General features: G+C 70.0%; 19 protein-coding genes. 8 read left to right on the plus strand and 11 right to left on the minus strand.

Translation table 11 applies throughout. The features are described from left to right. Window positions 1–85: 85 nt before the first annotated feature. Window positions 86–1,768, plus strand: a complete 1,683-nt coding sequence (locus OG718_RS37940; protein WP_328846344.1) for a glycoside hydrolase family 13 protein — start codon at window positions 86–88, stop codon at window positions 1,766–1,768. A 162-nt stretch (window positions 1,769–1,930) separates the two neighbouring features. Then, a complete protein-coding gene (locus OG718_RS37945) occupies window positions 1,931–3,313 on the plus strand; it encodes an alpha-amylase (protein WP_143631236.1) in 1,383 nt (460 codons plus the stop codon). Here OG718_RS37945 and OG718_RS37950 read toward each other — a convergent pair. Further along, window positions 3,252–4,454: an MFS transporter gene (locus tag OG718_RS37950; RefSeq protein WP_443055212.1), complete on the minus strand. Its 1,203-nt coding sequence runs from the start codon at window positions 4,452–4,454 to the stop codon at window positions 3,252–3,254. The genes OG718_RS37945 and OG718_RS37950 overlap by 62 nt on opposite strands. A gap of 147 nt (window positions 4,455–4,601) precedes the next feature. On the opposite strand from OG718_RS37950, the gene OG718_RS37955 reads away from it, so the two are divergent. The 4 genes from OG718_RS37955 to OG718_RS37970 all read left to right on the plus strand — a co-directional run bounded on the left by OG718_RS37955 (window position 4,602) and on the right by OG718_RS37970 (window position 13,066). Continuing rightward, on the plus strand, window positions 4,602–5,399 hold the full coding sequence (locus OG718_RS37955) for an AraC family transcriptional regulator (RefSeq protein ID WP_328846345.1): 798 nt from the start codon (window positions 4,602–4,604) through the stop codon (window positions 5,397–5,399). A 143-nt stretch (window positions 5,400–5,542) separates the two neighbouring features. Continuing rightward, on the plus strand, window positions 5,543–10,984 hold the full coding sequence (gene pulA, locus OG718_RS37960; protein ID WP_328846346.1) for a pullulanase-type alpha-1,6-glucosidase: 5,442 nt from the start codon (window positions 5,543–5,545) through the stop codon (window positions 10,982–10,984). Between the two features lie 72 nt (window positions 10,985–11,056). After that, on the plus strand, window positions 11,057–12,682 hold the full coding sequence (locus tag OG718_RS37965; RefSeq protein ID WP_306940422.1) for a fused response regulator/phosphatase: 1,626 nt from the start codon (window positions 11,057–11,059) through the stop codon (window positions 12,680–12,682). Between the two features lie 27 nt (window positions 12,683–12,709). Beyond that, complete coding sequence (locus tag OG718_RS37970) at window positions 12,710–13,066, plus strand: 5-carboxymethyl-2-hydroxymuconate Delta-isomerase (RefSeq protein WP_328846347.1); 357 nt, start codon at window positions 12,710–12,712, stop codon at window positions 13,064–13,066. Between the two features lie 155 nt (window positions 13,067–13,221). On the opposite strand, the gene OG718_RS37975 is transcribed toward OG718_RS37970, so the two are convergent. From OG718_RS37975 to OG718_RS37985, 3 genes are all read right to left on the minus strand, one after another. Then, a complete protein-coding gene (locus OG718_RS37975) occupies window positions 13,222–13,911 on the minus strand; it encodes a TetR/AcrR family transcriptional regulator (RefSeq protein WP_143631222.1) in 690 nt (229 codons plus the stop codon). 63 nt (window positions 13,912–13,974) lie between these two features. Then, window positions 13,975–15,927, minus strand: coding sequence for a hypothetical protein (locus OG718_RS37980; protein WP_328846348.1), 1,953 nt, complete (start codon window positions 15,925–15,927; stop codon window positions 13,975–13,977). 60 nt (window positions 15,928–15,987) lie between these two features. Next, window positions 15,988–16,488: a tetratricopeptide repeat protein gene (locus OG718_RS37985; RefSeq protein ID WP_306943695.1), complete on the minus strand. Its 501-nt coding sequence runs from the start codon at window positions 16,486–16,488 to the stop codon at window positions 15,988–15,990. A 256-nt stretch (window positions 16,489–16,744) separates the two neighbouring features. Between OG718_RS37985 and OG718_RS37990 the strand changes: the two genes are divergently transcribed. Then, window positions 16,745–17,185: a hypothetical protein gene (locus OG718_RS37990; RefSeq protein WP_328846349.1), complete on the plus strand. Its 441-nt coding sequence runs from the start codon at window positions 16,745–16,747 to the stop codon at window positions 17,183–17,185. Window positions 17,186–17,329: 144 nt separating this feature from the next. Here OG718_RS37990 and OG718_RS37995 read toward each other — a convergent pair whose 3' ends face one another. From OG718_RS37995 to OG718_RS38025, 7 genes are all read right to left on the minus strand, one after another. Further along, complete coding sequence (locus OG718_RS37995; protein WP_143631218.1) at window positions 17,330–18,883, minus strand: DUF1996 domain-containing protein; 1,554 nt, start codon at window positions 18,881–18,883, stop codon at window positions 17,330–17,332. A gap of 282 nt (window positions 18,884–19,165) precedes the next feature. Beyond that, window positions 19,166–19,819 carry a response regulator transcription factor gene (locus OG718_RS38000; protein WP_143631216.1) on the minus strand — a complete coding sequence of 218 codons (654 nt, stop codon included), beginning with the start codon at window positions 19,817–19,819 and terminating at the stop codon, window positions 19,166–19,168. Beyond that, a complete protein-coding gene (locus tag OG718_RS38005; protein WP_143631214.1) occupies window positions 19,804–21,105 on the minus strand; it encodes a sensor histidine kinase in 1,302 nt (433 codons plus the stop codon). The genes OG718_RS38000 and OG718_RS38005 overlap by 16 nt, the downstream gene beginning before the upstream one ends. An 85-nt stretch (window positions 21,106–21,190) precedes the next feature. Continuing rightward, window positions 21,191–22,219 carry an NAD-dependent epimerase/dehydratase family protein gene (locus tag OG718_RS38010; protein WP_186000961.1) on the minus strand — a complete coding sequence of 343 codons (1,029 nt, stop codon included), beginning with the start codon at window positions 22,217–22,219 and terminating at the stop codon, window positions 21,191–21,193. A 120-nt stretch (window positions 22,220–22,339) separates the two neighbouring features. Then, window positions 22,340–22,948, minus strand: a complete 609-nt coding sequence (locus OG718_RS38015; protein ID WP_143631212.1) for a winged helix-turn-helix domain-containing protein — start codon at window positions 22,946–22,948, stop codon at window positions 22,340–22,342. Between the two features lie 400 nt (window positions 22,949–23,348). Continuing rightward, complete coding sequence (gene glnII, locus OG718_RS38020) at window positions 23,349–24,377, minus strand: glutamine synthetase (RefSeq protein WP_143631211.1); 1,029 nt, start codon at window positions 24,375–24,377, stop codon at window positions 23,349–23,351. Window positions 24,378–24,764: 387 nt separating this feature from the next. Then, on the minus strand, window positions 24,765–25,202 hold the full coding sequence (locus tag OG718_RS38025; protein ID WP_328847904.1) for a MarR family transcriptional regulator: 438 nt from the start codon (window positions 25,200–25,202) through the stop codon (window positions 24,765–24,767). 95 nt (window positions 25,203–25,297) lie between these two features. Between OG718_RS38025 and OG718_RS38030 the strand changes: the two genes are divergently transcribed. After that, entirely contained in the window at window positions 25,298–26,155 is an 858-nt protein-coding gene (locus tag OG718_RS38030) for an alpha/beta fold hydrolase (protein WP_328846350.1), read from the plus strand. The last annotated feature ends 41 nt before the right edge of the window (window positions 26,156–26,196 follow it).

Genomic DNA, 26,196 nt, shown 5'->3' on the forward strand with positions numbered 1-26,196 from the left:
CCCGCATCAGCAGTCCCACAAACGAAGAAGACATGCGCCGCTACGGCGACTCAATGACCGAACTCAGTTACGTCTCAAGGATGTTATGAGCCAGCACTCCGCCGACCCGGCCCCGGCCTCCGCTCTCGTCACTGTCGCCGACCGTCGCGACTGGTGGCGCGACGCGGTGATCTACCAGGTCTATCCGCGCAGCTTCGCCGACAGCAACGGCGACGGCATGGGCGACCTGGAGGGCGTACGTTCCCGACTCCCGTATCTGCGCGACCTCGGCGTGGACGCCGTGTGGCTCAGCCCCTTCTACGCCTCGCCGCAGGCCGACGCCGGCTACGACGTGGCGGACTACCGGGCCGTGGATCCCATGTTCGGCAACCTGCTCGACGCCGACGCGCTGATCCGCGACGCCCACGACCTCGCCCTGCGGATCATCGTGGACCTCGTGCCCAACCACTCCTCGGACCAGCACGAGTGGTTCAAGCGGGCCCTCGCTGAGGGGCCGGGTTCGCCGCTGCGGGAGCGCTATCACTTCCGTGCGGGCAAGGGCGCGAACGGTGAACTGCCGCCCAACGACTGGGAGTCCATCTTCGGCGGCCCCGCCTGGACGCGGGTGACCGAGCCGGACGGTACTCCGGGCGAGTGGTATCTCCACCTCTTCGCGCCCGAGCAGCCCGACTTCAACTGGGACCACCCGGCCGTCGGCGACGAGTTCCGCTCGATCCTGCGGTTCTGGCTCGACATGGGCGTCGACGGCTTCCGGATCGACGTGGCACACGGGCTGGTCAAGGCGGACGGTCTGCCGGACCTCGGATCCCACGACCAGGTGAAGCTGCTGGGCAACGATGTCATGCCGTTCTTCGACCAGGACGGCGTCCACGAGGTCTACCGGGCCTGGCGGATCGTCCTCGACGAATACGCCGGTGACCGCATCTTCGTGGCCGAGGCGTGGACGCCGACCATCGAGCGCACCGCCAACTACGTGCGCCCCGACGAACTGCACCAGGCCTTCAACTTCCAGTACCTGAGCACCCATTGGGACGCCGGGGAACTGCGCTCCTGCGTCGACCGCACCCTCGACGCGATGCGGCCCGTGGGCGCGCCCGCCACCTGGGTGCTGTCCAACCACGACGTGACCCGGCACGCGACGCGGTTCGCCAACCCGCCCGGGCTCGGCACCCAGATCCGTACCGCCGGAGACCGCGACCTGGGTCTGCGCCGGGCGCGGGCGGCCACGCTGCTGATGCTCGCGCTGCCCGGGTCCGCGTACCTGTACCAGGGCGAGGAACTGGGCCTGCCGGACGTCGTCGACCTGCCTGACGAGGTGCGCCAGGACCCGGCGTACTTCCGGGGCGCGGGCCAGGACGGGTTCCGCGACGGCTGCCGGGTGCCGATCCCGTGGACCCGGGACGGCTCGTCGTACGGGTTCGGCAGTGGCGGCAGTTGGCTGCCCCAGCCGTCCGGCTGGGGCGAGTTGAGCGTCGAGGCGCAGAGCGGGGTCGCGGGCTCGACCCTTGAGCTGTACCGGTCCGCGCTCGCCGTGCGGAGCGAGCAGGCCGACCTCGGCGCGGGCGACCGTGTCGAGTGGCTGAAGGCGCCCGAGGGCGTACTCGCCTTCCGCCGCGGGGCGTTCGTCTGCACGACCAACACCGGCGGCGAGGCGGCGACCGTCCCGGCGCACGGGCGGGTGCTGCTCGCGAGCGGCGAGGTGACAGTGACGGACGACGGCGAGGCGAAGCTGCCGACCGACACCACAGTGTGGTGGATCGCTGACTGACCGTTCATCAACTCGGGGGTTCTGCAAGAACTTTCCGGAATTTTCAGAAGCCCGCCTTCCGCTTCGGGAGGCGGGCTTCTACTATCTGGCGCACCGCACGGCTGTTGAATCTTGCAGCAAGAATCTTCAACGGCCCTCCCTTCAATGGAGAAGGACCCCCGCATGGCCAAGAGAGCTCTGTCCGGCGCGCTCGCCCTCGCCGCGGCCGCGTTCGTCGTCCCCGCGAGCACCGCGGGCAGCGCGTACGCCTCCCCGCCCGGCACCAAGGACGTCACCGCCGTCCTCTTCGAGTGGAACTTCGCCTCGGTCGCCAAGGAGTGCACCAACCGTCTGGGCCCCGCCGGTTACGGATACGTCCAGGTCTCGCCGCCCGCCGAGCACATACAGGGCTCGCAGTGGTGGACCTCGTACCAGCCCGTCAGTTACAAGATCGCGGGACGGCTCGGCGACCGCACGGCCTTCCAGAACATGGTCGGCACCTGCCACGCGGCCGGTGTGAAGGTCGTCGCCGACACGGTCATCAACCACATGTCGGCGGGCAGCGGCACCGGTACGGGCGGCTCGTCCTACACGAAGTACGACTACCCGGGCCTGTACTCCTCGCCCGACTTCGACAACTGCACCTCGCAGATCAGCAACTACCAGGACCGCGGCAACGTCCAGAACTGCGAACTCGTCGGGCTCGCCGACCTGGACACCGGCGAGGAGTACGTCCGCGGGGCCATCGCGAAGTACATGAACGACCTGCTCTCGCTGGGCGTCGACGGCTTCCGCATCGACGCGGCCAAGCACATCCCGGCCGCCGACCTCGCCAACATCAAGGGCAGGCTGAGCAACTCGTCCGTGTACTGGAAGCAGGAGGCCATCCACGGCGCAGGCGAGGCCGTCCAGCCGACCGAGTACACCGGCACGGGCGACGTCCAGGAGTTCCGGTACGCGTTCGACCTCAAGCGGGTCTTCAACAACGAGAACCTCGCCTACCTGAAGAACTACGGCGAGGGCTGGGGCTACATGAGCAGCGGCGTCTCGGGCGTCTTCGTCGACAACCACGACACCGAGCGCAACGGCTCCACGCTCAGCTACAAGGACAACGCCAACTACACCCTGGCGAACGTCTTCATGCTGGCGTACCCGTACGGCGCGCCCGACATCAACTCCGGCTACGAGTTCTCCTCCACGGACGCGGGACCGCCCAACGGGGGTACGGTCAACGCCTGTTGGCAGGACGGCTGGAAGTGCCAGCACGCCTGGCCGGAGATCCAGTCGATGGTCGCCTTCCGCAACACCACCCGGGGCGAGTCGGTCACCAACTGGTGGGACAACGGAGGCGACGCCATCGCCTTCGGCCGGGGCAGCAAGGGTTTCGTGGCCATCAACCACGAGTCCTCCTCACTGACCCGCACCTACCAGACCTCGCTCGCGGCGGGCACGTACTGCAACGTCCAGGGCAACACGACGGTGACGGTGAACAGTTCGGGCCAGCTCACCGCGACCCTCGGCTCCAATGCCGCACTGGCCGTGTACGCGGGGAAGTCGAGCTGCTGACAGCCGTGACGGGCTCGGGCAGGGTGCGCGCCAGCAGCCAGCTCAGGGCGGGCATCAGGACCAGCGGGGCCAGGGCCGTACGCAGGGAGGTCGCGTCGGCCAGCGTGCCGATCAGCGGGCTCGCAAGTCCGCCGACGCTCACCGTCAGCCCGAGAGTGATCCCGCTCGCCGTGCCGACGCGAGTGGGCAGATAGTCCTGGCCCAGGGTCACCTGGAGCGAGAACGGCACGTACAGACCGATCGAGGTCAGCGCCACGAACACGTAGATCGCCGGGCCGGGGACGAACACGACCCCGGCCACGGCGGCCACCGTGACCAGGTACGCGCCGCGCACCACGGTGACCCGGCCCCAGCGGTCGGCCAGGACTCCGCCCAGCACACTGCCCACCGCACCACTGAGATAGAGGACGAACAGCGCGGCCGTGCCCGCCGTAGTGCCGCCGCCCGTGCGTTCCCGGGCGTAGAACGCGATGAACGTGCTCAGCCCGACGAAGGTGATGGAACGGCAGACCACCGCAAGTGACAGCCTCACGAACGAGCGTCTGTCGTCCGAGGGCCCGTCGTCGGTGCCGGCGCCGATTCCAACCGCGATTCCGGCCTCGGTTCCGGTCGCGGCTGTGGCGTCGGGGCCGGTGCGCGCCCTGTCGCTCAGGGCGCGCAGCACCGGCAGGCACAGCACACTTCCGGCGAGGGCCGGGACCACGAGCAGCGGTGTCAGACCCAGTCCGCCGACGGCGACGACCGCGGTGACCAGCAGCGGTGCTGCGGCGAAGCCGAGGTTGCCGCCGAGGGCGAACCAGCCCATCGCCCGGTGGCTCCCCGCGCTCACGATCCGGGCGGCCCGGGCCGACTCGGGATGGTAGGCGGCCACCCCGATCCCGGACACCGCCACACACAGGAGCGTCAGCGCGTACGAACCGGCGAGACCGCTCAGGGCGATGCCAAGACCGCCGAGGGCCGTGCTCAGCGGCAGCAGCCAGGGCATCGGGCGGCGGTCGGTGAGCGCCCCGAACACCGGCTGCGCCACCGACGACAGCAGGGACGCGGCGAGCACGATGCCCGAGGCCGCCGCGTACGTGTAGGCGCGTTCGGCGACGAAGAACGGGACGAGGGACGCCACGGCGCCCTGGTAGACGTCCACGCAGGCGTGCCCGACGGACAGCAGAGTGATCGATCTGTTCCGCCCGTGCCATCTGTTTCGTCTGTTCCATCTGCTGCTTCTGTTCGTTCGCACCTCGTCATGCTCAACGCCGGGCGGCCTGTCGCGCTTTCGATAAAGTGCCAACCAATGCAGGAAAACCGCCATGAGATCCGCCATGAGACCCGTCGGGCGCCGATCGCGCCGACCCGCACCCAGTGGCTGGCACCGGGCGCGGCCATCGACGCCCACCGCCACGACGACCACCAGATCGTCTACGCGGGACGCGGAGTGCTGGCCGTCACCACCGACGCCGGCTCGTGGATCGCGCCGGCCACCCGCGCCATCTGGGTACCGGCCGGCACCGTGCACGCCCACCGGGCCCACGGCGAACTCGAACTGCACCTGGTCGGACTGCCCGCGAGCGACAACCCGCTCGACCTGCACCGGCCGACGGTGCTGGCCGTCGCCCCGCTGCTGCGCGAGCTGATCCTCGCCTACACCCGCACCCCGCACGACGACAGCCCCGAACGCGCACGCCTGCGGGCCGTCCTGCTCGACCAGTTGCGCGCCTCGCCCCAGCAGCCCCTGCATCTGCCCACCCCGGACACCGAGCAGCTCAGGGCGCTGTGCGCGCTCCTGCACGCGGACCCCGCCGACAACCGCACGCTCGCCGAACTGGGCCGCCAGGTAGGCGCGAGCGACCGCACGCTCTCCCGGCTCTTCAAGTCCGACCTCGGCATGTCCTTCCCGCAGTGGCGCACTCAACTGCGCCTGCACCACGCCCTGGTCCTGCTCGCCGAGAACACTCCCGTGACCACGGTGGCCCACCGCTGCGGCTGGTCCTCGGCCAGCGCGTTCATCGACGTCTTCCGCCGGACGTTCGGCCACACGCCGGGCAAACCGGGCATGGAGAACGCGCGTTGGGGCAACACGCGCCAAGATTGACGCTGAAATTTCTTGCTGAGGTTTTCAAGACTCTTGCTGTAAGGCTTTCGTTGGCGATACGGTCACGCCGGCGCCCGGCAACGTAGCCGTGCCGCGGTGTGGGGTCGGACCCAAAGAGCCGTAATCGCAAGGAGTTCACGCCTGTGATACCGAGATGGCCGGCGCCCCGGGTGCGCCGTACCGCGCAGCGCAGACGGATCGCGGCCGTCGCCGTGGCCGCTCTCGCGGCAGCGCTCGTCCAGCCCCTCGCCGCGCGCGCCGCGACCCCGCCCGCACCCCCGTCGGACGCGGCGCTGGCCAAGACGCCCGCCCGCAACGACCTGACCCGCGAGCAGTTCTACTTCGTCCTGCCCGACCGTTTCGCCAACGGCGACACGTCGAACGACGAGGGCGGCCTCACCGGCTCCCGTCTCGACACCGGGTACGACCCCACCGACAAGGGCTTCTACCAGGGCGGCGACCTCAAGGGCCTGACGAAGAAGCTCGACTACATCAAGGACCTCGGCACCACCGCCATCTGGATGGCGCCGATCTTCAAGAACCAGCCCGTGCAGGGTGCCGGCAAGGACGCCTCGGCCGGCTACCACGGGTACTGGATCACCGACTTCACGCAGGTCGACCCGCACTTCGGGACGAACGCGGACCTGGAAAAGCTCATCGACAAGGCCCACGACAAGGGCATGAAGGTCTTCTTCGACGTCATCACCAACCACACGGCCGACGTCGTCGACTACAAGGAGAAGTCCTACTCGTACCTCTCCAAGGGCGCCTTCCCCTATCTGACGAAGGACGGCGAGCCCTTCGACGACGCCGATTACGCGGACGGGACAGCCGGTGAGGCGGACTTCCCGTCCGTGGGCTCCGGCTCCTTCCCGCGTACGCCCGTCGTGCCCGCCGCGAAGAAGAACGTCAAGGTGCCGTCGTGGCTCAGCGACACGTCGATGTACCACAACCGCGGCGACTCGACCTTCGCCGGCGAGAACTCCACGTACGGCGATTTCGGTGGCCTCGACGATCTGTGGACCGAGCGTCCCGAGGTCGTCGGCGGTATGGAGAAGATCTACCAGCGGTGGGTCAGGGACTTCGACATCGACGGCTTCCGGATCGACACGGTGAAGCACGTCAACACGGAGTTCTGGACCCAGTGGGCCACCGCCCTCGACGCCTACGCGGCGAAGCAGGGCCGTGACGACTTCTTCATGTTCGGCGAGGTGTACTCGGCGGACACGTCGATCACCTCGCCGTACGTCACCGAGGGCCGCCTGGACTCCACGCTGGACTTCCCCTTCCAGGACGCGGCACGGGCGTACGCCTCCCAGGGCGGCAGCGCGAAGCGGCTGGCCTCGGTCTTCGGGGACGACTACAAGTACACGACCGACAAGGCCAACGCGTACGAGCAGGTCACCTTCCTCGGCAACCACGACATGGGCCGCATCGGCACGTTCCTCAAGCAGGACAACCCGAACGCGTCCGACGCCGAGCTGGTGAAGAAGGACAGGCTCGCGAACGAGCTGATGTTCCTCGGGCGCGGCAACCCGGTCGTCTACTACGGCGACGAGCAGGGCTTCACCGGAGCGGGCGGCGACAAGGACGCCCGCCAGACCATGTTCGCCTCGAAGACGGCCGACTACCTGGACGACGACGAGCTGGGCACGGACCGCACGCATGCCGAGGACGCGTACGACAAGAGTGCACCGCTCTACAAGCAGATCAGTGCTCTCGCGAAGCTCCGCAAGGCCAACCCGGCCCTCGCGGACGGCGTGCAGACGGAGCGGTACGCGGCCGACGGCGCCGGCGTCTACGCCTTCTCCCGGACGGACGCGAAGAGCGGCATCGAGTACGTCGTCGCCGTGAACAACGCCGACAAGGCGAAGGAGGCGACCTTCGCGACCGGTTCCGCGGGCATGACGTTCCGCGGGATCTACGGGACCGGCGACACGGACGACTCGCTCAAGAGCGGCGCCGACAAGAAGGTCACCGTCACCGTCCCGGCCGGCTCCTCCGTCGTGTTCAAGGCGACGGGCAGGCTCGCACCGCCCGCCACCAAGCCGGCCCTCGCGCTGAAGGCCCCCGCTGAAGGCGCCACCGGAACCGTCGAGATCTCCGCGGACGTGGACGGCGGACAGCTCAACCGCGTCGTCCTCGCCGCCCAGGTCGGCAACGGCAAGTGGAAGACGCTCGGCTCCGCCGACCACGCCCCCTACCGGGTCACCCAGGTCGTCGGCAAGGACGTACCGGCCGGAACAGCCCTGCGCTACAAGGCGGTCGTGATCGACTCCGCCGGGCGTACGGCGAGCACGACGGCCGCCTCCACCACCGGCACCCCGCCCGCCGAGGAGATCCCGAGTGCCTCCTCGCGCGAGTACGCGGTCGTCCACTACAAGCGCGAGGCCGGCGACTACACCGACTGGCGGTTGTACGCCTGGGGCGACATCGCCGACGGCGAGGCGACCACCTGGCCGGAGGGGCACGACTTCACCGGCCGGGACGCCTACGGGGCCTTCGCCTACGTGAAACTGAAGCCGGGCGCGTCGAACGTGAGCTTCCTCGTCATCGACAAGGACGGCAACAAGGACGTCTCCGCCGACCGCACGATCGACGTCACCAGGACCGGCGAGATCTGGGTCGAGCAGGGCAAGGAGGCCGTACGCACCGAACGGCCGGCCGCCGACTATCCGGCGCCGGACAAGACGAAGGCCGTACTGCACTACCAGCGCGCCGACGGGAACCACGACGGCTGGGGACTGCACACCTGGACCGGCGCCGCGGACCCCACGGACTGGTCGAAGCCCCTGGAGCCGGTGAAGACTGACGCCTATGGCGCTGTCTTCGAGGTGCCGCTCACCGAGGGTGCCACCAGCCTCAGTTACATCATCCACAAGGGCGACGAGAAGGACCTGCCCACCGACCAGTCGCTCGACCTCACGGCGAACGGCCATGAGGTGTGGCTGTTGAGCGGCCAGGAGAAGTATCTCCTGCCGCAGCCCGCGGGCAGCGCCGCCGCGCTCGACCTCACGACTTCCAAGGCGGTCTGGATCGACCGGAACACCGTCGCCTGGAACGGCAACGAGGCCGCCGCGTCGACCCAGTTGCTCTACTCGCGCGACGGATCCATCAAGGCCGAGGGCGGTGCACTCACGAGCGACGACGAGCGATGGCTGCGGCTCGACCGGGCCACGCTCACCGACGCCCAGAAGGCGAGGTTCCCGCACCTCAAGGACTACCGGGCCTGGTCCGTCGACCCGCGCGACCGCGACCGGGTGCGCGAGGCGCTGCGTGGCCAGCTCGTCGCCTCCCAACGGGCCGCCAACGGCGCCGTTCTGGCGGCCACGGGCGTACAGATCGCGGGCGTGCTCGACGACGTGTACGACGGCGCCACGAAGGCGGACCTCGGGCCGACGTTCGACAAGGGACGGCCGACGCTCTCCGTCTGGGCGCCCACCGCGCAGGACGTGAAGCTGGAGATCGGCGACACCCTCACACCCATGAAGCGGGACAACGCAACCGGTGTCTGGTCCGTCACCGGTCCCAAGTCCTGGCAGGGCAAGGCCTATCGGTACGTCGTGACGGTGTGGGCGCCCAGCGTCCGCGAGGTCGTCACCAACAAGGTCACCGACCCTTATTCGGTCGCCCTCACCGCGAACTCCGAGCGCAGTCTCGTCGTCGACCTCGGCGCCAAGTCCCTTGCCCCGAACGGCTGGTCGGGCCTGCGGAAGCCCAAGGCCGTCCCGCTGAAGGACGCGCAGATCCAGGAGCTGCACATCCGGGACTTCTCCGTCGACGACAAGACGGTCCCGGCGAAGGACAAGGGCACCTACCTCGCCTTCACCGACAAGGGCAGCGCGGGCTCCAGGCACCTCAAGAAGCTTGCGGAGTCCGGGACTTCGTACGTCCATCTCCTGCCCGCGTTCGACATCGCCACCATCCCGGAGAAGAAGGCGGACCAGGCGACCGTCGACTGTGACCTCTCCTCCTACGCCGCCGACTCCGAGAAGCAGCAGGAGTGCGTGGCGAAGGCGGCCGCGAAGGACGCGTACAACTGGGGCTACGACCCGTACCACTACACGGTGCCGGAGGGCTCGTACGCCACCGACCCCGACGGGACGGACCGCACGGTCGAGTTCCGGAAGATGGTCAAGTCGCTGAACGAGGACGGTCTGCGGGTCGTCATGGACGTGGTCTACAACCACACCACCGCGAGCGGTCAGGCCGGCACGAGCGTGCTCGACAAGGTGGTCCCCGGCTACTACCAGCGGCTCCTCGCCGACGGCAGCGTCGCCACCTCCACCTGCTGTGCCAACACGGCGCCCGAGAACGCCATGATGGGCAGGCTGGTGGTCGACTCGATCGTCACCTGGGCCAAGGAGTACAAGGTCGACGGCTTCCGCTTCGACCTGATGGGCCACCACCCGAAGGCCAACATCCTGGCGGTCAGGAAGGCCCTCGACGCCCTCACCGTCGCGAAGGACGGCGTCGACGGCAAGAAGATCATCCTCTACGGGGAGGGCTGGAACTTCGGCGAGATCGCGGACGACGCCCGTTTCGTCCAGGCCACCCAGAAGAACATGGCCGGAACCGGCATTGCCACCTTCTCCGACCGCGCCCGTGACGCCGTGCGCGGCGGCGGCCCGTTCGACGAGGACCCGGGCGTCCAGGGCTTCGCGTCCGGTCTCTACACCGACCCCAACTCCTCGGACGGCAACGGCACTTCGGCCGAGCAGAAGGCCCGCCTCCTGCACTACCAGGACCTGATCAAGGTGGGGCTGTCCGGCAACCTCGCCAAGTACACCTTCACCGACACCGCAGGCAAGGAGGTCAAGGGCTCCGAGGTCGACTACAACGGGGCGCCCGCCGGATACGCGGACGCACCAGGCGACGCCCTCGCGTACGTGGACGCGCACGACAACGAGTCGCTGTTCGACGCGCTCGCGTTCAAGCTGCCCAAGGGCACCTCGGCCGCCGACCGGGCCCGGATGCAGGTCCTCGCCATGGCCACCGCCGCGCTCTCGCAGGGCCCGGCACTGTCCCAGGCGGGCACCGACCTGCTGCGTTCCAAGTCGCTCGACCGCAACTCGTACGACAGCGGCGACTGGTTCAACGCGATCCACTGGGACTGCCGGGACGGCAACGGCTTCGGGCGTGGGCTGCCGATGGCGACCGACAACGAGTCCAAGTGGGCTTACGCCAAGCCCCTGTTGACGTCCGCGGGACTCAAGGTGGGCTGCCCGCAGATCGAGGGAGCCTCCGCCGCGTACCGGGACCTGCTGAAGATCCGTACGAGCGAGAGCGTCTTCGGGCTCGGCAGCGCCGAGCAGGTGCAGTCGACACTGTCGTTCCCGCTGTCCGGCAAGGACGAGACACCCGGGGTGATCACCATGGAACTCGGTGATCTGGTCGTGGTGTTCAACGCGACCCCCGAGCGGCAGGAGCAGCGGATCGCCTCCCTGGCCGGGACGGCGTACACACTGCATCCGGTGCAGCGGACGGGAGCGGACTCCACCGTCAAGTCCTCTGCGTACGATCCGGAATCGGGCAGTTTCGCCGTTCCGGGGCGCAGCGTGGCCGTATTCACCCGGACCGCCTGACAAGGCATTATTTTGGTGGGGCGGAACTCGAACTCTGTTCCGCCCCACCACCGTGCCCCGGGGGCCGCGCAGATGGACGGCAACGCCAACAGGACGCGCACCACCGTGCTGATCGTCGACGACGTGCCGGCCAGTCGCTATGCCCTGGGGGCCGTGCTGCGCCACGCCGGTCACCGGGTCGTCCCCGTGGCCACCGCGGGCGAGGCGCTCGTCGAACTCGACGTACGGCTGCGCGCGGGATCCCTGCCCGACGTGGCCCTCATCGACGTCGGCCTGCCGGACATGAGCGGCTTCGAACTGTGCCGCCGGCTCAAGGCGCAGCCGCCCATGTCCACGCTGCCCGTCGTCCACTTCTCCGCCGCCGCCGTGGCACCCGAAGACCGTTGCGAGGGCCTGGACTCGGGCGGCGAGGCGTATCTGACGGTGCCCGCCGAACCCGAGGAGATCCGGGCCGTCGTACGGGCCGCGGTGCGGGCAGCCCGGACACGTTCCGGCGCCGAGACGCTCGTACGCCGGCTGACCCTGCTGTCCGGGACGATCGTCACCGTCCAGACCGCGCGCAACCTCACGGAACTCGCCGACGCGTCCGCCGAGGGCGCCGCCCGGCTCACCGGCGGCCCGGCCGTCGTCTTCGTCCTCGGCCCGGACGGCGAGCTGTACTACAGCACCTCCAAGGGCCGCAGCGCCTTCGCCCTGCCGGACGGCCACGCGCAGGAGGCCGTCGTCCGGCTGATCAACCAGATGAGCAAGGGGCGCACCGGGGTGTTCCGCACCGTCGTGCCCGCGCACCTGTGGCCCATGGGCTTCTTCCGGCCGGGCGTCCAGGACGACGCCCGCCTCGTGCTCACCCTGACCCAGGACGGCAGGGCACCGGTGTGCTTCGCGACGCCCCTGCGTCTACCCCGGCCGGGCGAACCCGACGACGCGGAGCTGGTCGGCCGCCTCGCCCAGGCCACCGCGCTCGCCGCCGAACCCCTGTTCATGTACCAGGTCGAGCGCCATGTCGCGCTCACGCTCCAGCACAGCTTCCTGCCCCAGCCGCACCGGCTGCCCGATCTGCCCGGCGTCGACGTCGTGGTGCGCTATGTGCCCGCGTCCCGGCAGACCGAGATCGGCGGCGACTTCTATGCCGCGCTGCGCACCGACGACGGGGTGCTCACCGCGGTCGGGGACGTCGTCGGGCACTCGCTGGAAGCGGCCACCGTCATGGTCGAGATGCGTCATGCCCTGCGCGCCTACTGCGTCGAGGAATCCGATCCGGCGGTGCTCGCCGACCGGCTCGACCGCATGCTGCAGCGCTACCACCCCGAGGTCACGGCCACCGTCTGCCTGGTCCTGGTGGACCCGGCCACCGGGCGCACCCGGATAGCCAACGCGGGCCACATCCCGCCGCTGATCGTCAGCGACTCGGGCAACGCCGAGTACGCCAAGGCCGCCGGGCCGCTGCTCGGACTCGGCCTCGGTCTGCCCCGGCAGCCGCCCGTCGAGCTGTTCCTCGACCCCACGGACCGCCTCCTCATGGTCACCGACGGTCTCATCGAGACCCGCGGCACGGATCTGGCGGTCTCCATGGAGGAACTCCGCACGGCCGCGGCCGAGGCGCCGCCCGGGGTGTCCGCCCTGTGCGACACGCTTCTGGAGCGGTTCGGCGGGGCGCCGGACGACGACATCGCGCTGCTTGCCCTGCGGCTAGGGTGAGGATGTCGACCTAGAACAGGAGTGCCCGTGCCGCAGATCACCGTTGACTACTCGACGTCTCTCTCCGACGCGTTCGACCGGCAGGGGTTCGCCGTCGCGCTGCATGCCGTGGTGGTGGAGACGGCTGCCGCGAAGATCGAGGCGTGCAAGACGCGGTTCCGGCCCGCGGAGGATGTTGTCGTGGGGTCGGAGGTGACCGGGCATGGGCTCGTCCATGTCACGCTCGCGCTGCTGGCCGGGCGGTCCGACGAGACGAAGCTCCTGCTGACCGAGCGGACGCTTGAGGTTCTGCGGGCGCATGTGAAGCCGGTTGATGGTGTGGCGTTGCATGCGTCCGCGGAGGTGCGGGACCTTGATGCGTCTTACCAGAAGTTTGTGGACTGACGTCCCGGTTTGTTCGTCGGGTGCGGGTGGGTGGGGGCTGGTCGCGCAGTTCCCCGCGCCCCTGAAAGCCAAAGATTGCGCCGCTCCCCGCGCCCCTGAGAGCCGAAGACCGCGCCGCTCCCCGCGCCCCTGACGGGGCGCGCCTGAGCGTTCGCCTACGACGCCAGTGAGACCAAGCGGCCGATCAAATCCGTGAACGGGCCCTCTGCCGGTTCTTCCGCGAGCATGTGGCGTAGCAGGTCGGCCATTTCGGGGTCGTAGGCGGCGCTGACGGCGGCGAGGGCCGCGAAGTCGTGGACCAGTTGGGCTTCCAGTTCGGCGCGGGGGATCCGGCGGCCGTCGAGCCAGATGAGGGCGGTCGACTCGGCCAGGGAGATCCAGGAGCGGACGACCAGTTCGAGGCGGGCGGGCGGCCGGTCGATGCGCAGATGCGCCAGGATCTGGAGGTACGCGGCCTGCCGTACGCCGTCGATGAGGGCGTTCGTGTTGGTGGAGCCGACCGACGGTCCGCCGCGCATCAGGGCGGAGAAACCGGGCCCGTGCTGGTCGACGAAGTCGAAGTACCGCCGCATGACGCGCAGCAGCCGCGCCCCCAGCGGGCCCTCCTGAGGCTCGATGAAACGTTCCGCCAGATCGTCCGAGGCGCGCTTCAACGCGGCTTCGTACAGGCTGAGTTTGCCGGGGAAGTAGTGGTAGACCAGCGGGCGCGAGATGCCCGCGGCGGCCGCTATCTCGTCGATGGAGACATCGTCGGGCGAGCGTCGGCTGAACAGGTCGAGGGCGACGCCGATCAACTGCTGCCGCCGCTCCTCGACACCCATCCTGCGGCGTACCCCGGTTGTCATACGAACACCTTACCGATCGGATCCGGCCGCGAACGGGTCGGAGGCGCCCAGGTGTTCACGGCGTCAGCGCAGGCCGCCGATCGACCTGCCGTCGGACAGGGTCCCCTTCAAGCCCGCCTGAGCGCCCTGTTCGGCCCGTACGGCAAGGAGATTGCCCTGCGTTGATCCGTCGACTCCGCCCGTCGCACGGATCGACTCGGTGTCCTTGCTTCCGGCGGCGAGGAGATACCAGTCACCCGTACCGGACTTCCACAGCACACCCGCCAGGACGTGGGAGTCCTTCGCCCCGCAGGCGGCCACGTTCTCCGCCTTCGCCGCGACCGCGCCGTACGGCTGGCCCTGGGCGTGGAACTGGGCCAGCACCCGTGTGCCGCCGCCGCGCCAGGTGTCCGCGCGGGTGCACAGCCAGTTCGCGGTGCCGCCCGCGTCGGGCAGTGGCTGCCGGGCGTACTGCCAGGCGTTCACCGTGCGCACGCCCTGGCCGCGGACGGCCGCCAGGGAGCAGGCGAGCGGGGACCAGGTCGCCGCCGACGCCTCGTGGGGCTGCCCGGGGCGGCCCGAGGTGAGGCGGGCCGGGGTCAGCTCACCGAGGTCGGTCGTCAGCCGGGTGCCCGAACGGTCCGTGAGCTCCAGCGCGTTCCAGGAGCGGCACTCACCGGTCTGCAGAGCGGGGCTGGCGAAGGGCTCGGTCACCCCGTCCGCCGACCGGCCGAGACGCGTCGCCCCGGAAGAGTCGGAACCGCCTGATGCGTCGGCCGCCGACTTCAGCAGGTCGCGCACCGCGGCCGTACGCACCCACGGTGCCGTCAGATAGCGGACGTTGCCGTCGGAGCGGCCGAGGACCACCGCGTTCGACTCGGCCGCCGTGGCACCGTCGACCCGGGCGAAGTCCAGGGCGGCGCCCTGCGTGCCGTCCTTCGCTTCCGCGTAGCGCGCGATGCGCAGTCCGTCGTGGAGCAGCACGACCCGGCTCTGGTCGACCTCGCCCGCGTACAGCAGCTGGGGCGGTCCCGGCGGGGCGCCCGCCGGGGTGCCGGGAGTGGCCGAGACCTGCACGGACTCGCCGGGGCGTGCCCAGACGGCGAGCGCGCGGCGCAGCAGCGCCCTGTCACCGGTGAGGGCGCCGCGCGCGGGCCACACGGAGAAGTCGGTGCGCGTGGACGACTGCCAGGCGGCGGCCGGAACGAGCGTCAGCTTGCCGGGATCCAGGGCGGCCTGGGCGGAGGGGTTCTGCGCGTACGAGGGTGCGGCCGCGCCGTCGGGGCCCCAGCCGTCGCCGGGCAGCCCGAGCAGCGCCCCGCACACCGCGACGGCGGCGGCCGCCGCGAGCGCCGCCTTCATGTGCTGGCGGCGGCGCATCAGGTCCGGCGGCCTGGCCTGCAGCGAGCACGGGTCGAACTCGGGGGACGTCAGCAGCCCGTACTTCGCCTCGATCTCGTCGGCCTCGTCAAGTGCGTCGGCCGGGTCCTCCTCGCCCGCCGCGGCCAGCACCCTGCGCACGTCCGCGTCGGCAAGGCGTTCCAGACCGCGCAGGACGTAGGCGGCACGGGCCGGGGCCGACAGGGCCGACAGCCGCTGATCCAGGGCGAGTTCGTCGGCGCCGCCCGAACGCGGGAAGAGCCGCAGGCCCCACACCTGGGGGAGCAGTGGCGGCAGTTGCGCACGCTTCGGCCAGGCCCGGAACGTCAGCGGCCGGCCGGCCTCCAGCGCCGTACGCAGCACCCGGAGGCGTACGTACGCGTATCCGGGATCGGCGTCGCGGCCCTCGGCGGTCTTCTGGGAGGGGAGGACCGAGGCGTCGCCGGACGTCCTGCCCCGGGGCAGCGCGCGCTGGGTGAGCGCGTGCGCGGTGAGCACCCGGCGGTTGCGTCCGAGGCTCGGCGGCAGCACCAGATAGGCGAGACGGACGAGCCGCGGATAGTGCTCGACGAGCGCGGCCTCGGCCTGCTCGACGTCGACGACCGGTCCGGGTCGGGGGTCTGGTGCGGGGCGCGGGGCGACATCCTGTGACTGCACGTTCAGCAAAACGAGCGAATCCGTGGTTGGTCACCTGGACTGCCCCGGGTCCGTGGGGAGTTACGCCTCCGGCTCCACGAGCAGACGGGCGTAGTTCGCCATGGACCGCTGGTAGCGCGGCAGATGAGGGGCCAGGGCGCCCAGTACGAGCGCGAGCCCCTCGCGCTCCCGGCCCAGGCTCGCCAGGCACAGCGCGAGTGTGGCGCGTACGGCGTCGTCCAACTCGTCGGAGGGCGCGACGAGTTCCGGCGTCAGCAGCTTGACGCCCTCCTCCGGATGTCCGGTGTTCCGCAGCGAGCTGGAGAGCTGGATCTTCGCGCGCCGGCCGCGATAGCCGTCGAGCCCGCGCGCCAGCGCCTCCTGGTACAGCGGCACGGCCCGGTCCGAGTGGCCCGTCGAGTCCCAGGCACAGGCCCGCTCGAACGGGCCGACCGGGCTGTCGGCGGGCAGTTCGGCGACCAGCGCGTCGATCACCGCGCGGAAGTCGGCCCCCGCCGCCTCGGCGTAGTCGTCGAAGGTGGCCCAGGCGGCCGTCACGCGCTCGTCCCAGTCGGCATCAATGGTGGTCACGGACCCACCCTCGCACAAGCGTGCCCGCGAACGGCATCGGCTTTACGCGCTCATCGGCAGCCCTGTACTCCGGCCCTGTCCGATAACGGAGGACCATCAATGTGGCGCTCGTCACTGTGATGCGTCCGGTGATGCCGTAAACACGGAGGCGATTGAGCGCCGGGCGTGCGGGAGCCGTATCCGAAGGCAGAGCCTCTACCGGGGCTCTCAACGGCGTGGGCCGGAACCGACCCGGAGGTACGTACGAATGCGTTTGACGAGGAAGAGGCTCGCGGTCGGTACGGCCGGGGCGGTCACGGCACTGCTGGCGGTGACCGGCTGCGGGTCCGAGGGCAGCGGGGAGAAGAAGGTCCCCGAGACCGCGAGCGGGAGCCTGGAGCAGATCGCGAGCGAGGCGGGCTGCAAGCCGGACATGCAGACGGACGCGGACACGATCCGGCAGGCCATCTGCAAGACCTCCGGCGGCAAGTACATCCTGGCGACGTTCGCCACCGACCGCGGCCAGCGCGAATGGCTGAACGGGGCGAAGGACTACGGCGGCTACTACCTCGTCGGCCGCAAGTGGGTCGCCGTCGGCGAGCAGAAGACGGTCACGGCACTGCGCGGCCAGCTCGGCGGGACCATGGAGGAAGGCTCCGAGCACATGAACCCCGGTGGCAGTCACAACAGCGGCGGTCACAGCAGCTGACGGACGGCATCGCCCCGCGCGGGCCACGCGGGGTCCGAGGGTATTCGGTCGAAGCAATTCGGGGGCAGGAGAAAGCCGGCGGTGGGTAATCCCACCGCCGGCTTTCTCCTGCCTACAGCCTCCTGCTTACTGCTTCTGTGCTACTTACTGGCAGTCCTGGCCGCTGTTGATGCAGTCGACCACCTGGTTCATCGTGTTCTCGTCGAAGAAGTTGATGAAGTCGTTGTGGTCGGTGATCGGCTTGTGCAGCTGGTCCGGGAAGGAGTCCACCGCGAACGGGTTCGTGACCTGATCGCCCTGGATCTGCGGGGCCGCTACGTCGTAGACCAGACGGACCTGCAGCTGGGGGATGGCCTGGAAACCGTTGCCACAGGTGCCGTCCTGCTGGACGAAGGACACGTGCGTGCGGTGGTTGGCCGAGTCGATGTTCTGACCGTCCCAGCAGCTCTGGAAGTTGGTCGTCCGCACCACGGAGCTGCCCTCGGGGCAGATCGGGTACTTGTCCGTCAGCTGACGGTCCTCGAAGCCGGTGCAGCTCCAGTTGGTGTTGGCGTTGGCGAGGCCGTTCACGAAGGACTTGGCGTCACCGGTGATGATGCGAAGGGCCGAGGGCATCGCGACCACGTCGCCCTGCTGGTTGCCCACGAACTTCAGCTGGGCCTCGGCCGGCTGGAGGATCGTGCCGACGTTGCCGTCCTGACCGCCACCGGGGGCGTTCGCGTCGATGTCGTCCTGACCGTCCTGCACACGCAGCACCGGCCAGAAGTACGACGACTTGTCACCCTGGTTCTGGCAGCTGGTGTCGGCCGCCGCCAGGTCCTGGTCGCTCGCGAACGCGTCGTTGTCCTGGTTGCCGACGTAGTCGTGCTGGTGCTGCGCACCGTTGCTGACACCGGGAGCGACGATCACGTTGTCCGAGTTGCGGTTCTCGTTCTCGTTCGTGCCACAGTTCGTGGTGAACGTGCCCGTCGAACCGGAGTCCCCGTTCGCGGGAAGCCCGTTCGGACCGACGCCCTTCGCGCCACCGGTCGGCTGGACCTGGGTGATGTCCTGGAAGTCGGCAGCCACCGGACCGTTGCCGTCCTGGCCACCGTTGCCCTGGTCCTGACCGTCGCCCTGGTCCTGACCCTGATCCTGACCGTCGCCCTGATCCTGGCCCTGGTCCTGGCCGTTGTCCTGGCCCTGGTCCTGACCGTCACCGCCCTGGCCTTCGCCGGCGGCGGGCTGGTCGGCCGGCACGCCCTCACACTCGGCGAGCTGGTCCTGCTGCTGCGGAGCCTTGCCGCCCGAGCGCTGGATGTTGTTGCCGATCCGGTCGATCGTGGCGGTCCGCTTGGACTTCAGCGGACTGAGGATGGCGTTGTTGACGTAGCTGGAGTCCCCCGCCTGGGCCTGGCGCGTGTCGGCGAGGCGCTTGTAGGCCTCGGTGACCTGCTGGTCGAGCTTCGCCAGCTCCTTGTCGACGCCGGCGCGTGCCCCCTTCGGCACATCGGTCAGCTGCTGGCCGACGTCCGGACATTTGATCGTCGCCACTCCGGCGGCCGTTGTCTGCGCGTTCTGCGTCGAGTTCTTGCCCTCGCCCGCAGAAGCGTAGATGTTGGCCGCCAGCAGACCGCCGCCACCCAGCGCGAGAGCCGCCGATGCGGCTATCGCCCGGTTGGCGAGCGTGGAGCGGCGTTTACGGTTTGTGCGTCCCATGGAACTCCTCTGGCTTCCTTGCGGGGGCATTGAGGCGCCCGACAGGAGGTGAAGCGGCTCCGTTCAATACGGAGGGGGCTCCTGAGGTGTTCAGTGGTCCAAGAAATTGGTGAGAGTTCGGGGACGCAATCCCGGCGCAAGGGGCCCAGAAGCCCCTGAAACAACGGCAGTTGTGCGGGATTTATTGAATATCATTCAGCGAAAGCGGAACTTCGGCCCCGCCTCCTGACGGATCTTGTGACGACCGCTGCCGATCTTTCCCGATCCTCGTTCGGGACCCTTTCAGCGGCCCTGGTCCAAATAGGCGAGAACGGCCAGGACGCGACGGTTGTCATCGTCCGAGACCTCAAGGCCCAGCTTCGCGAAGATGTTGGACGTGTGCTTCGCGATCGCCCGCTCCGTGACCACCAGTTGGCCCGCGATCGCCGCATTCGACCTGCCCTGTGCCATCAGTTCCAAAACCTCCAGCTCGCGTGGAGTCACCCGGCCCAGCGGCCGGTCGTCCGCCTGCCGCCGCGTCAGCAGCTGCTGGATGACCTGCGGATCCATCGCGGTGCCGCCCGTCGCGACCCGGCGCACGGCGTCGATGAACTGCTCGGCGTCGAACACCCGGTCCTTGAGCAGATAGCCGACCCCGCCGATCCCGTCGGCGAGCAACTCGCGCGCGTACAGCTGCTCCACGTGCTGCGAGAGGACCAGCACCGGCAGCCCGGGTCTCGCCCGCCGGGCCGCCAGCGCGCACTGCAGCCCCTCGTCCGTGTGCGAGGGCGGCAGACGTACGTCGACGACGGCGATGTCGGGGTTCAACTCGGCCAGCGCACGGGTGAGTTCGGGCCCGGTCTCGACGGCCGCGGCGATCTCGAAGTCGTACGCCTCCAGCAGCCGGACCAGTCCGTCGCGCAGCAGGAACAGGTCTTCGGCTAGGACAACTCGCAAGGGATCTCCATGGTCACCATGGTGGGGCCGCCCGCGGGACTGCTGACGGCCAGGACGCCGTCGAATGTACCCAGTCGCCGCTCGACTCCGGAGAGTCCCGAACCCGCGCCGATCGTGGCGCCCCCGCCGCCGTCGTCGGTGACCGCGATCCGCAGCATGCCGCCGTGCTCCGGGGAGTGGTGGATGTCGACCCAGATCCGGTCCGCCCCCGAGTGCTTGACGGCGTTGGTGAGGACCTCGCTGACGGCGAAGTACGCGGCCGCCTCCACCGGTTCCCCCGCCCGGCCCGGCAACTCCACGTCCACCTCCGTGCTGATCGGCAGCCGCAGCGCCAACGCCCGTACGGCGTCGCCCAGTCCGCGCTCCGCGAGCACGGGCGGGTGGATGCCGCGTACGAGGTCACGCAGTTCCGTGAGCGCCTCGGCGGAGGACTTGCGGGCCTGTGCGAGCAGTTGCTTGGCCTTCGCCGGGTTCTTCTCGACGAGGGCCTCGATCGTGCCGAGATCCATGCCCATCGCGACCAGCCTGGCCTGCGCCCCGTCGTGCAGGTCCCGTTCGATGCGGCGCAGTTCGGCCGCCGAGGTGTCGACTGCGTCGCGCCGGGTCTCGGTGAGCACGCGGACGCGCTCGGCGAGCTCGCCCTGGCCGGACGCGAGGACGGACCGGGTCAGCAGGAAGTGGACCCGCAGGAGCAGGGGAGCGGTGTAGACACCGGTGACGAGCAGGGCTGCGCCCAGCGCGGCCGCGGCGAGGGCGCTGAGCTGCCCGCTGACCGGCACGAACCCGTACCACCAGCCGACGCGGGTGCCGTCCGTGAAGACCCGCCACAGCCCGGCGCCGAGCGCGAACCCCTCGAAGGGATAGGCGAGCAGCGCGGCGGGCAGCAGTGCCGTGACGAAGCCCGCGATCATGTCGACCGGCAGCCACATCAGGTCCCGCCAGGTCGCCGGATCGCCGAGCAGCCGGAAGCACCGCGTCCAGGGGTTGGCGTCCTTCGGAACCGGCCGGTACGCGGGCGGGATCCGCACCCCGCACCACTGGGCCGCCACCAGACGCCGCCAGTTCGCGAAGCCGCGTACGCCCGCCAGCACCCACGGTGTCGTGACGATGCCGATGCCCAGCGGTACGAGGACGATCGACACGACGGACAGGACGAAGAGGGTGATCGACCCGGCCAGCGCCACAACGGCCAGCACCAGAGCCCGCGCCCCGGCCAGCGCGGCGGTGCGCAGCCTGCCACCGACGGGCTCGTTGTCCCCGTTCGTGTTGTCCCCGTTCGTGTTCATGCCCCAAGTCTCGCCGAGTCCGCCGCCGCGGTCACTGGGCCGAACCACCCGGCGGGGGTGGTGCCAACGCCACCCCCTGCGGCGCTCAGCCGTCCAGGACCTTCGCCTCCACCGAGGGGTCGAGCCCGACCACCGGCCGGTCGGGACGCTGGGGAGCGGTACCGCCGATGCCCTGGAGCCAGCTCCAGGTGTCGGCCACCGTCTCGGCGACCGGCCGGCACCGCAGTCCGTCCCGTACCGCCCTGGACACATCCGCCCGGTGCATCGCGTCGTGCGACTCCGAGCCGGGCGGCACCCACACCGGCAGCTGGATCCACGGTTCGATCCCGGCCGCGAGAACCACCTCGGGATCGGTCCACCGGAGCTCGGCCGGACTTCCCGCGGCTGTTCCTCCGGCAGCCGTGCCTCCCGTGACCTGGACGCACGCGTCGAGCAGCGTCCCCATGGTCGCGTGCCCCGACGGACTGATGACGTTGTACGCCCCGTCCGCCCCCGCCTCCACCGCCCCGAGGGTCCACTCGGCCAGATCGCGGACGTCGACGTACTGGAGCGGCAGTTCACGGGGACCGGGCGCGAGGACGGGCCCGCCGCGCGCCACCCGGTCCAGCCACCACGGCAGGCGCCCGATGTTCTCGTACGGGCCGAGGATCAGGCCGGCCCGCACGAGAAGCGTCCGCTCCTCACCGAAGGCTTCCAGCACGGCCAGTTCGCCGCCCCGCTTGTCGCGCGCGTAGTCGGTCTGTTCCGCGTCCGGCGAGGCGCCCTCCACCAGCGGGCCGTCCTCGTCGTATCCCGGCGCGGGCGGCCAGGCGTACACGGAACAGCTCGACACGTACACGTACCGTCGTGCGCGGTTCGCCAGCAGCCGCGCGGAGTCACTGACCACCCGCGGGGCCGCGGACCAGGTGTCGACGACGACATCCCACTCCTCCCCGGTCCCGGCCAGGGCCGCGAGCCCGTCGGGCGCGGTGCGGTCGCCGTGCAGGGACCGCACCCCCGCCGGAGGTTCGTGGCGTCCCCGGTGGAAGACGGTCACGTCCCAGCCGCGGGCGAGCGCCGCCTCCACGACGGTCCGGCCCACGAACTCCGTACCACCCAGCATCAGAAGTCTCATACGAGTGACTCTGCCCGGCGGCCCCGCGCGACGGAACGGGAATCTGCCGACAGGCGAATCGTTCCGCCGACGGACGAACCCGTGGGCGGCACGTGTACGGGTACGGGTGCCGGTTCGGGCTCAGCTCGCGGTCGGCGGCGTGTACTTGTACCCCACGCGCCGCACCGTCTGGATCGCCGCCCGGTGCTCCGACCCGAGCTTGCGGCGCAGCCGGGCGATGTGGACGTCCACGGTCCGGCCGTCGCCCACGTGCCCGTATCCCCACACCGTGGTGACCAGCTGGTCGCGGGTGTGCACCCGGTGCGGATGCGCCACGAGATGCGAGAGCAGCTCGAACTCCAGATACGTGAGATCCAGCGGCCGCCCGCCGACCTCGGCCGTGCGCTGCACGGTGTCGACGCGTACGAGGGAGTCGTCGCCCTCGCCCTGCGACTCCGTCCGGTCCGTCTCGGACACCGCGTCCGGCACGGCGACCGGCAGGAGCGACGGCTGGTCGGCCGGCACGAGGACCAGGTAACCGATCATCGGCGGCCGGCCCGGCAGCGTGGGCAGGGTGTGCGGGGGAGCGGGCAGCCAGGTGGCGCCCGGCGGGAGGAGGTCCGTGACGTCGACCACCTCGTCCCGGTCGACGGCACGCAGTCGATGACGCGCCGGGCCCGTGGAAGGGACCGGGGAGGGCGCCGTGGAGGGGGCGGTGGCAACGGACGAGAAGGAACGGGTGTTCGCCATGAGAGGTCAGCTCTTTCGCGCGAGAGGTCGTCGGAGGACGTACGTCGTGCGCGCTGGCCGAAGGCCGGGATGTACGGCTTTAGAGGGCCCGCGCGTTCACCGCGCGACAACACACCCGGTCGAAGTCATGATGCTGCCGGGAAGGCCAGAAGGGCTCAAGGTCACGACGACCCGTCGCGATGAACTCCTGGAAGCCGGTCATGCTCCCATTGAAGCAGAGACCCGATCCCAACAGCACCCTGCTCTCACTGGTCGGACGCCAACTACCCAGGGGCGCGGGGAACTGCGCGACCAGCCACACTCGACCCGCACCCGTCCACGCCCCGACATCCCCCTGACGGAACGCGGAAGGGGCGCCCACCACAAAGGTGGGCGCCCCTTCCGAAGAACAACAGCCGAATCAGACCTGCCCGGCCTTCTCGAGGGCGGAGCAGCACGTGTCGACGATCAGCCGCGTCACCAGGTACGGGTCGACGTTGGCGTTGGGACGACGGTCCTCGATGTACCCCTTGCCGTCCTTCTCGACCTGCCACGGGATCCGCACCGAGGCACCACGGTTGGACACACCGTAGGAGTACTCGTTCCACGGGGCGGTCTCGTGCAGACCGGTCAGCCGGTCGTCGATCCCGGCACCGTAGTTCTTGACGTGGTCGAGCGGCTTCGAGCCCTCGCCCAGCGACTCGCACGCGGTGATGATCGCGTCGTAACCCTCGCGCATCGCCTTGGTGGAGAAGTTGGTGTGCGCCCCGGCGCCGTTCCAGTCGCCCTTCACCGGCTTCGGGTCCAGCGTCGCGGAGACGTCGAAGTCCTCGGCGGTGCGGTAGAGCAGCCAGCGGGCCACCCACAGCTGGTCGGAGACCTCCAGCGGGGAGACCGGGCCGACCTGGAACTCCCACTGGCCGGGCATGACCTCGGCGTTGATGCCGGAGATGGCGAGACCGGCCTTGAGACAGTTGTCCAGGTGGGCCTCGACGATCTCACGGCCGAAGATCTCGTCCGAGCCGACACCGCAGTAGTAGCCGCCCTGCGCGGCCGGGAAGCCGCCCTCGGGGAAGCCGAGCGGGCGCGAGCCCTTGAAGAAGGTGTACTCCTGCTCGATGCCGAAGATCGACTCCTGCGCGGCGAACTTCTCCGCGACCTCGGTGAGCGCGGCACGCGTGTTGGACTCGTGCGGCGTCATGTCGATGTTGAGGACCTCGCACATGACGAGCACGTCGTCGCCGCCGCGGATCGGGTCCGGGAAGACGGCGACCGGCTTGAGCACGCGGTCGGAGGCGTGACCCTCGGCCTGGTTCGTGGAGGACCCGTCGAAGCCCCAGATCGGCAGCTCGGCACCCTTGGCGTCGTCGGCCAGTATCTTCGTCTTCGAACGGAGCTTGGCCGTCGGCTCGGTGCCGTCGATCCAGATGTACTCAGCCTTGAAGGTCACGGGCCACATCCTTCGGGGTGGGTCTCTCAGCGCAATGCGGGTGCTGCGGCGCTGCGGCACTGGGGCGCCGCGGGGGATGCCGGGAAGCCTGTCAACAGGCGATTTCCCGATCATTGCTCGAATGTGAACCCCGTGTTACCTGGTGCCTCTGTGCTGCGACTCACTCGCTGAGAGCGTTCGCGCCCCGCGTACCCGCCTCCCGAACGGCGGATTCCGCCCGACGCCCGTCCCGCCCCGGACCCTCGTATGCGATGGGTTTCGCCCGCGCGGCCGGACGGGACACGCGGCAAAGGGACTGCCGGAGCCCGGAGAGCTCGGCGCCTGGTACCCGGTGCCCGGCGCCTGACAACGCACCCCGCCGCGCCCTCCGCCCTCGGCACCTCCGGATCACACATCCGGCTCCGCGCCCGACGCCGCCTCCCGTACGCCCGTGAGGAAGCCCCGGATCGCGGCCAGTTCGCGCTCGTCGTACCCCCGGAGCAGTTCCACGGACCGGTCGATCAGCGGGCCGAAGAAGGTCTGGCCCATTTCGACCGCCCGCTTCTCCACCTCGACGAGCACCCGGCGCCGGTCGCGCGCGTCCCGTACCCGCCGCGCGTGGCCCAGCCGTTCGAGCCGGTCGACGACGGCGGTGGTCCCCGCCGAGTTGAGCCCGAGCAGGCCGCCCAGCCGTCCCGCCGTCATCTCGGTCCCGTCCCTGCGGGCGTCCATGAGGCAGATCAGTGCCCTGACGTCCGTGGCGTGCATGTTGTTCTCGTTCGCGAACCGGGCGCTGTGCAGGCCGAGTTCGACGGTGGCCGCGCGCAGGAGATGGACGATCTCCATCTCGGGCCCCTGGTCCTTCACGCCGCGTCCCCGTCTATCATCTCGATGAGTGAGTATCTCGTTCAGCGAGATAATAGAGGGAGGGGAAGGGGACCATGAACTTCAGCGTGGCGTACGACAAGGTCATGGCCAAGTGGCCCGCCGACCGGGAGGAGATCAGCGTCCGCACCGCGTTCGGCGAGACGGTGGTCAACGTCTGCGGTCCGCGCGACGGCATCCCGCTCCTCCTGTTACCGGGCGGAGGCGGTGCCACCTCGGCCTCCTGGTTCGCCAACGCGGCCGAACTCGCCCGTACGCACCGGGTCCACGCCGTCGACCTGCTCGGCGAACCGGGCCGCAGCGTACGCGATGCAGAGAGCCCACTGCGCACCGTCGAACACCTCACCGCGTGGCTGGACGAACTCATCGGCGCGCTCCTGCACGACATGGGCGCGGGACAGGCCGCCCGGATCCACCTGGGCGGGCACTCGTACGGCGGCTGGATCGCCCTGCAGTACGCGCTGCGCGCGCCGGAGCGGGTGAGCCGTCTGTTCCTCCTCGACCCGACGAAGTGCTTCTCCGGGTTCAGGGCGGCGTACCTGCTGCGTGCCGGGTCGATGATGCTGCGGCGCTCGCCCCGCCGTCTGCGCGCCTTCCTGGAGTGGGAGACCGGGGGAGTCCCGCTCGACCACGACTGGCTGCGTCTCCAGGAGGAGGCCGGCGCCTTCCCGCTCGTGCGGCCGGTGACGGGTCCGGCCCCCGAGCCGGATGCCCTGCGCGCGCTCGACCTGCCGGTCCTGGTCCTGCTGGCCGAGAGGAGCAGGACCCATGACGCGAGACGGGTGGCGGCCCGTGCGGCCACCCTGTTGCCGCACGCCGAGGTGGCCGTCCTGCCGGGCGTCTCGCACCACGCACTGCCCCACACGGACCCCGCCGAGCTGAACCGCAGACTGGCCGGCTTCCTGGCAGCCTGAGCCGTCACCGCGGCGGGGTCCCGCCGACGGGAGCCGTCCCG

It is taken from the genome of Streptomyces sp. NBC_00258, from assembly GCF_036182465.1.
Lineage (GTDB): Bacteria > Actinomycetota > Actinomycetes > Streptomycetales > Streptomycetaceae > Streptomyces.

What these genes read in the sequence shown, in the direction of transcription:
- OG718_RS37940 (WP_328846344.1), top strand. Translation starts at nt 86, where the DNA reads ATGAGCCAGCACTCCGCCGACCCGGCCCCGGCCTCCGCTCTCGTCACT.
- OG718_RS37945 (WP_143631236.1), top strand. Translation starts at nt 1,931, where the DNA reads ATGGCCAAGAGAGCTCTGTCCGGCGCGCTCGCCCTCGCCGCGGCCGCG.
- OG718_RS37955 (WP_328846345.1), top strand. Translation starts at nt 4,602, where the DNA reads ATGCAGGAAAACCGCCATGAGATCCGCCATGAGACCCGTCGGGCGCCG.
- OG718_RS37965 (WP_306940422.1), top strand. Translation starts at nt 11,057, where the DNA reads ATGGACGGCAACGCCAACAGGACGCGCACCACCGTGCTGATCGTCGAC.
- OG718_RS37975 (WP_143631222.1), bottom strand. Translation starts at nt 13,911, where the DNA reads ATGACAACCGGGGTACGCCGCAGGATGGGTGTCGAGGAGCGGCGGCAG.
- OG718_RS37990 (WP_328846349.1), top strand. Translation starts at nt 16,745, where the DNA reads ATGCGTTTGACGAGGAAGAGGCTCGCGGTCGGTACGGCCGGGGCGGTC.
- OG718_RS37995 (WP_143631218.1), bottom strand. Translation starts at nt 18,883, where the DNA reads ATGGGACGCACAAACCGTAAACGCCGCTCCACGCTCGCCAACCGGGCG.
- OG718_RS38005 (WP_143631214.1), bottom strand. Translation starts at nt 21,105, where the DNA reads ATGAACACGAACGGGGACAACACGAACGGGGACAACGAGCCCGTCGGT.
- OG718_RS38010 (WP_186000961.1), bottom strand. Translation starts at nt 22,219, where the DNA reads ATGAGACTTCTGATGCTGGGTGGTACGGAGTTCGTGGGCCGGACCGTC.
- OG718_RS38015 (WP_143631212.1), bottom strand. Translation starts at nt 22,948, where the DNA reads ATGGCGAACACCCGTTCCTTCTCGTCCGTTGCCACCGCCCCCTCCACG.
- OG718_RS38025 (WP_328847904.1), bottom strand. Translation starts at nt 25,202, where the DNA reads ATGGAGATCGTCCATCTCCTGCGCGCGGCCACCGTCGAACTCGGCCTG.
- OG718_RS38030 (WP_328846350.1), top strand. Translation starts at nt 25,298, where the DNA reads ATGAACTTCAGCGTGGCGTACGACAAGGTCATGGCCAAGTGGCCCGCC.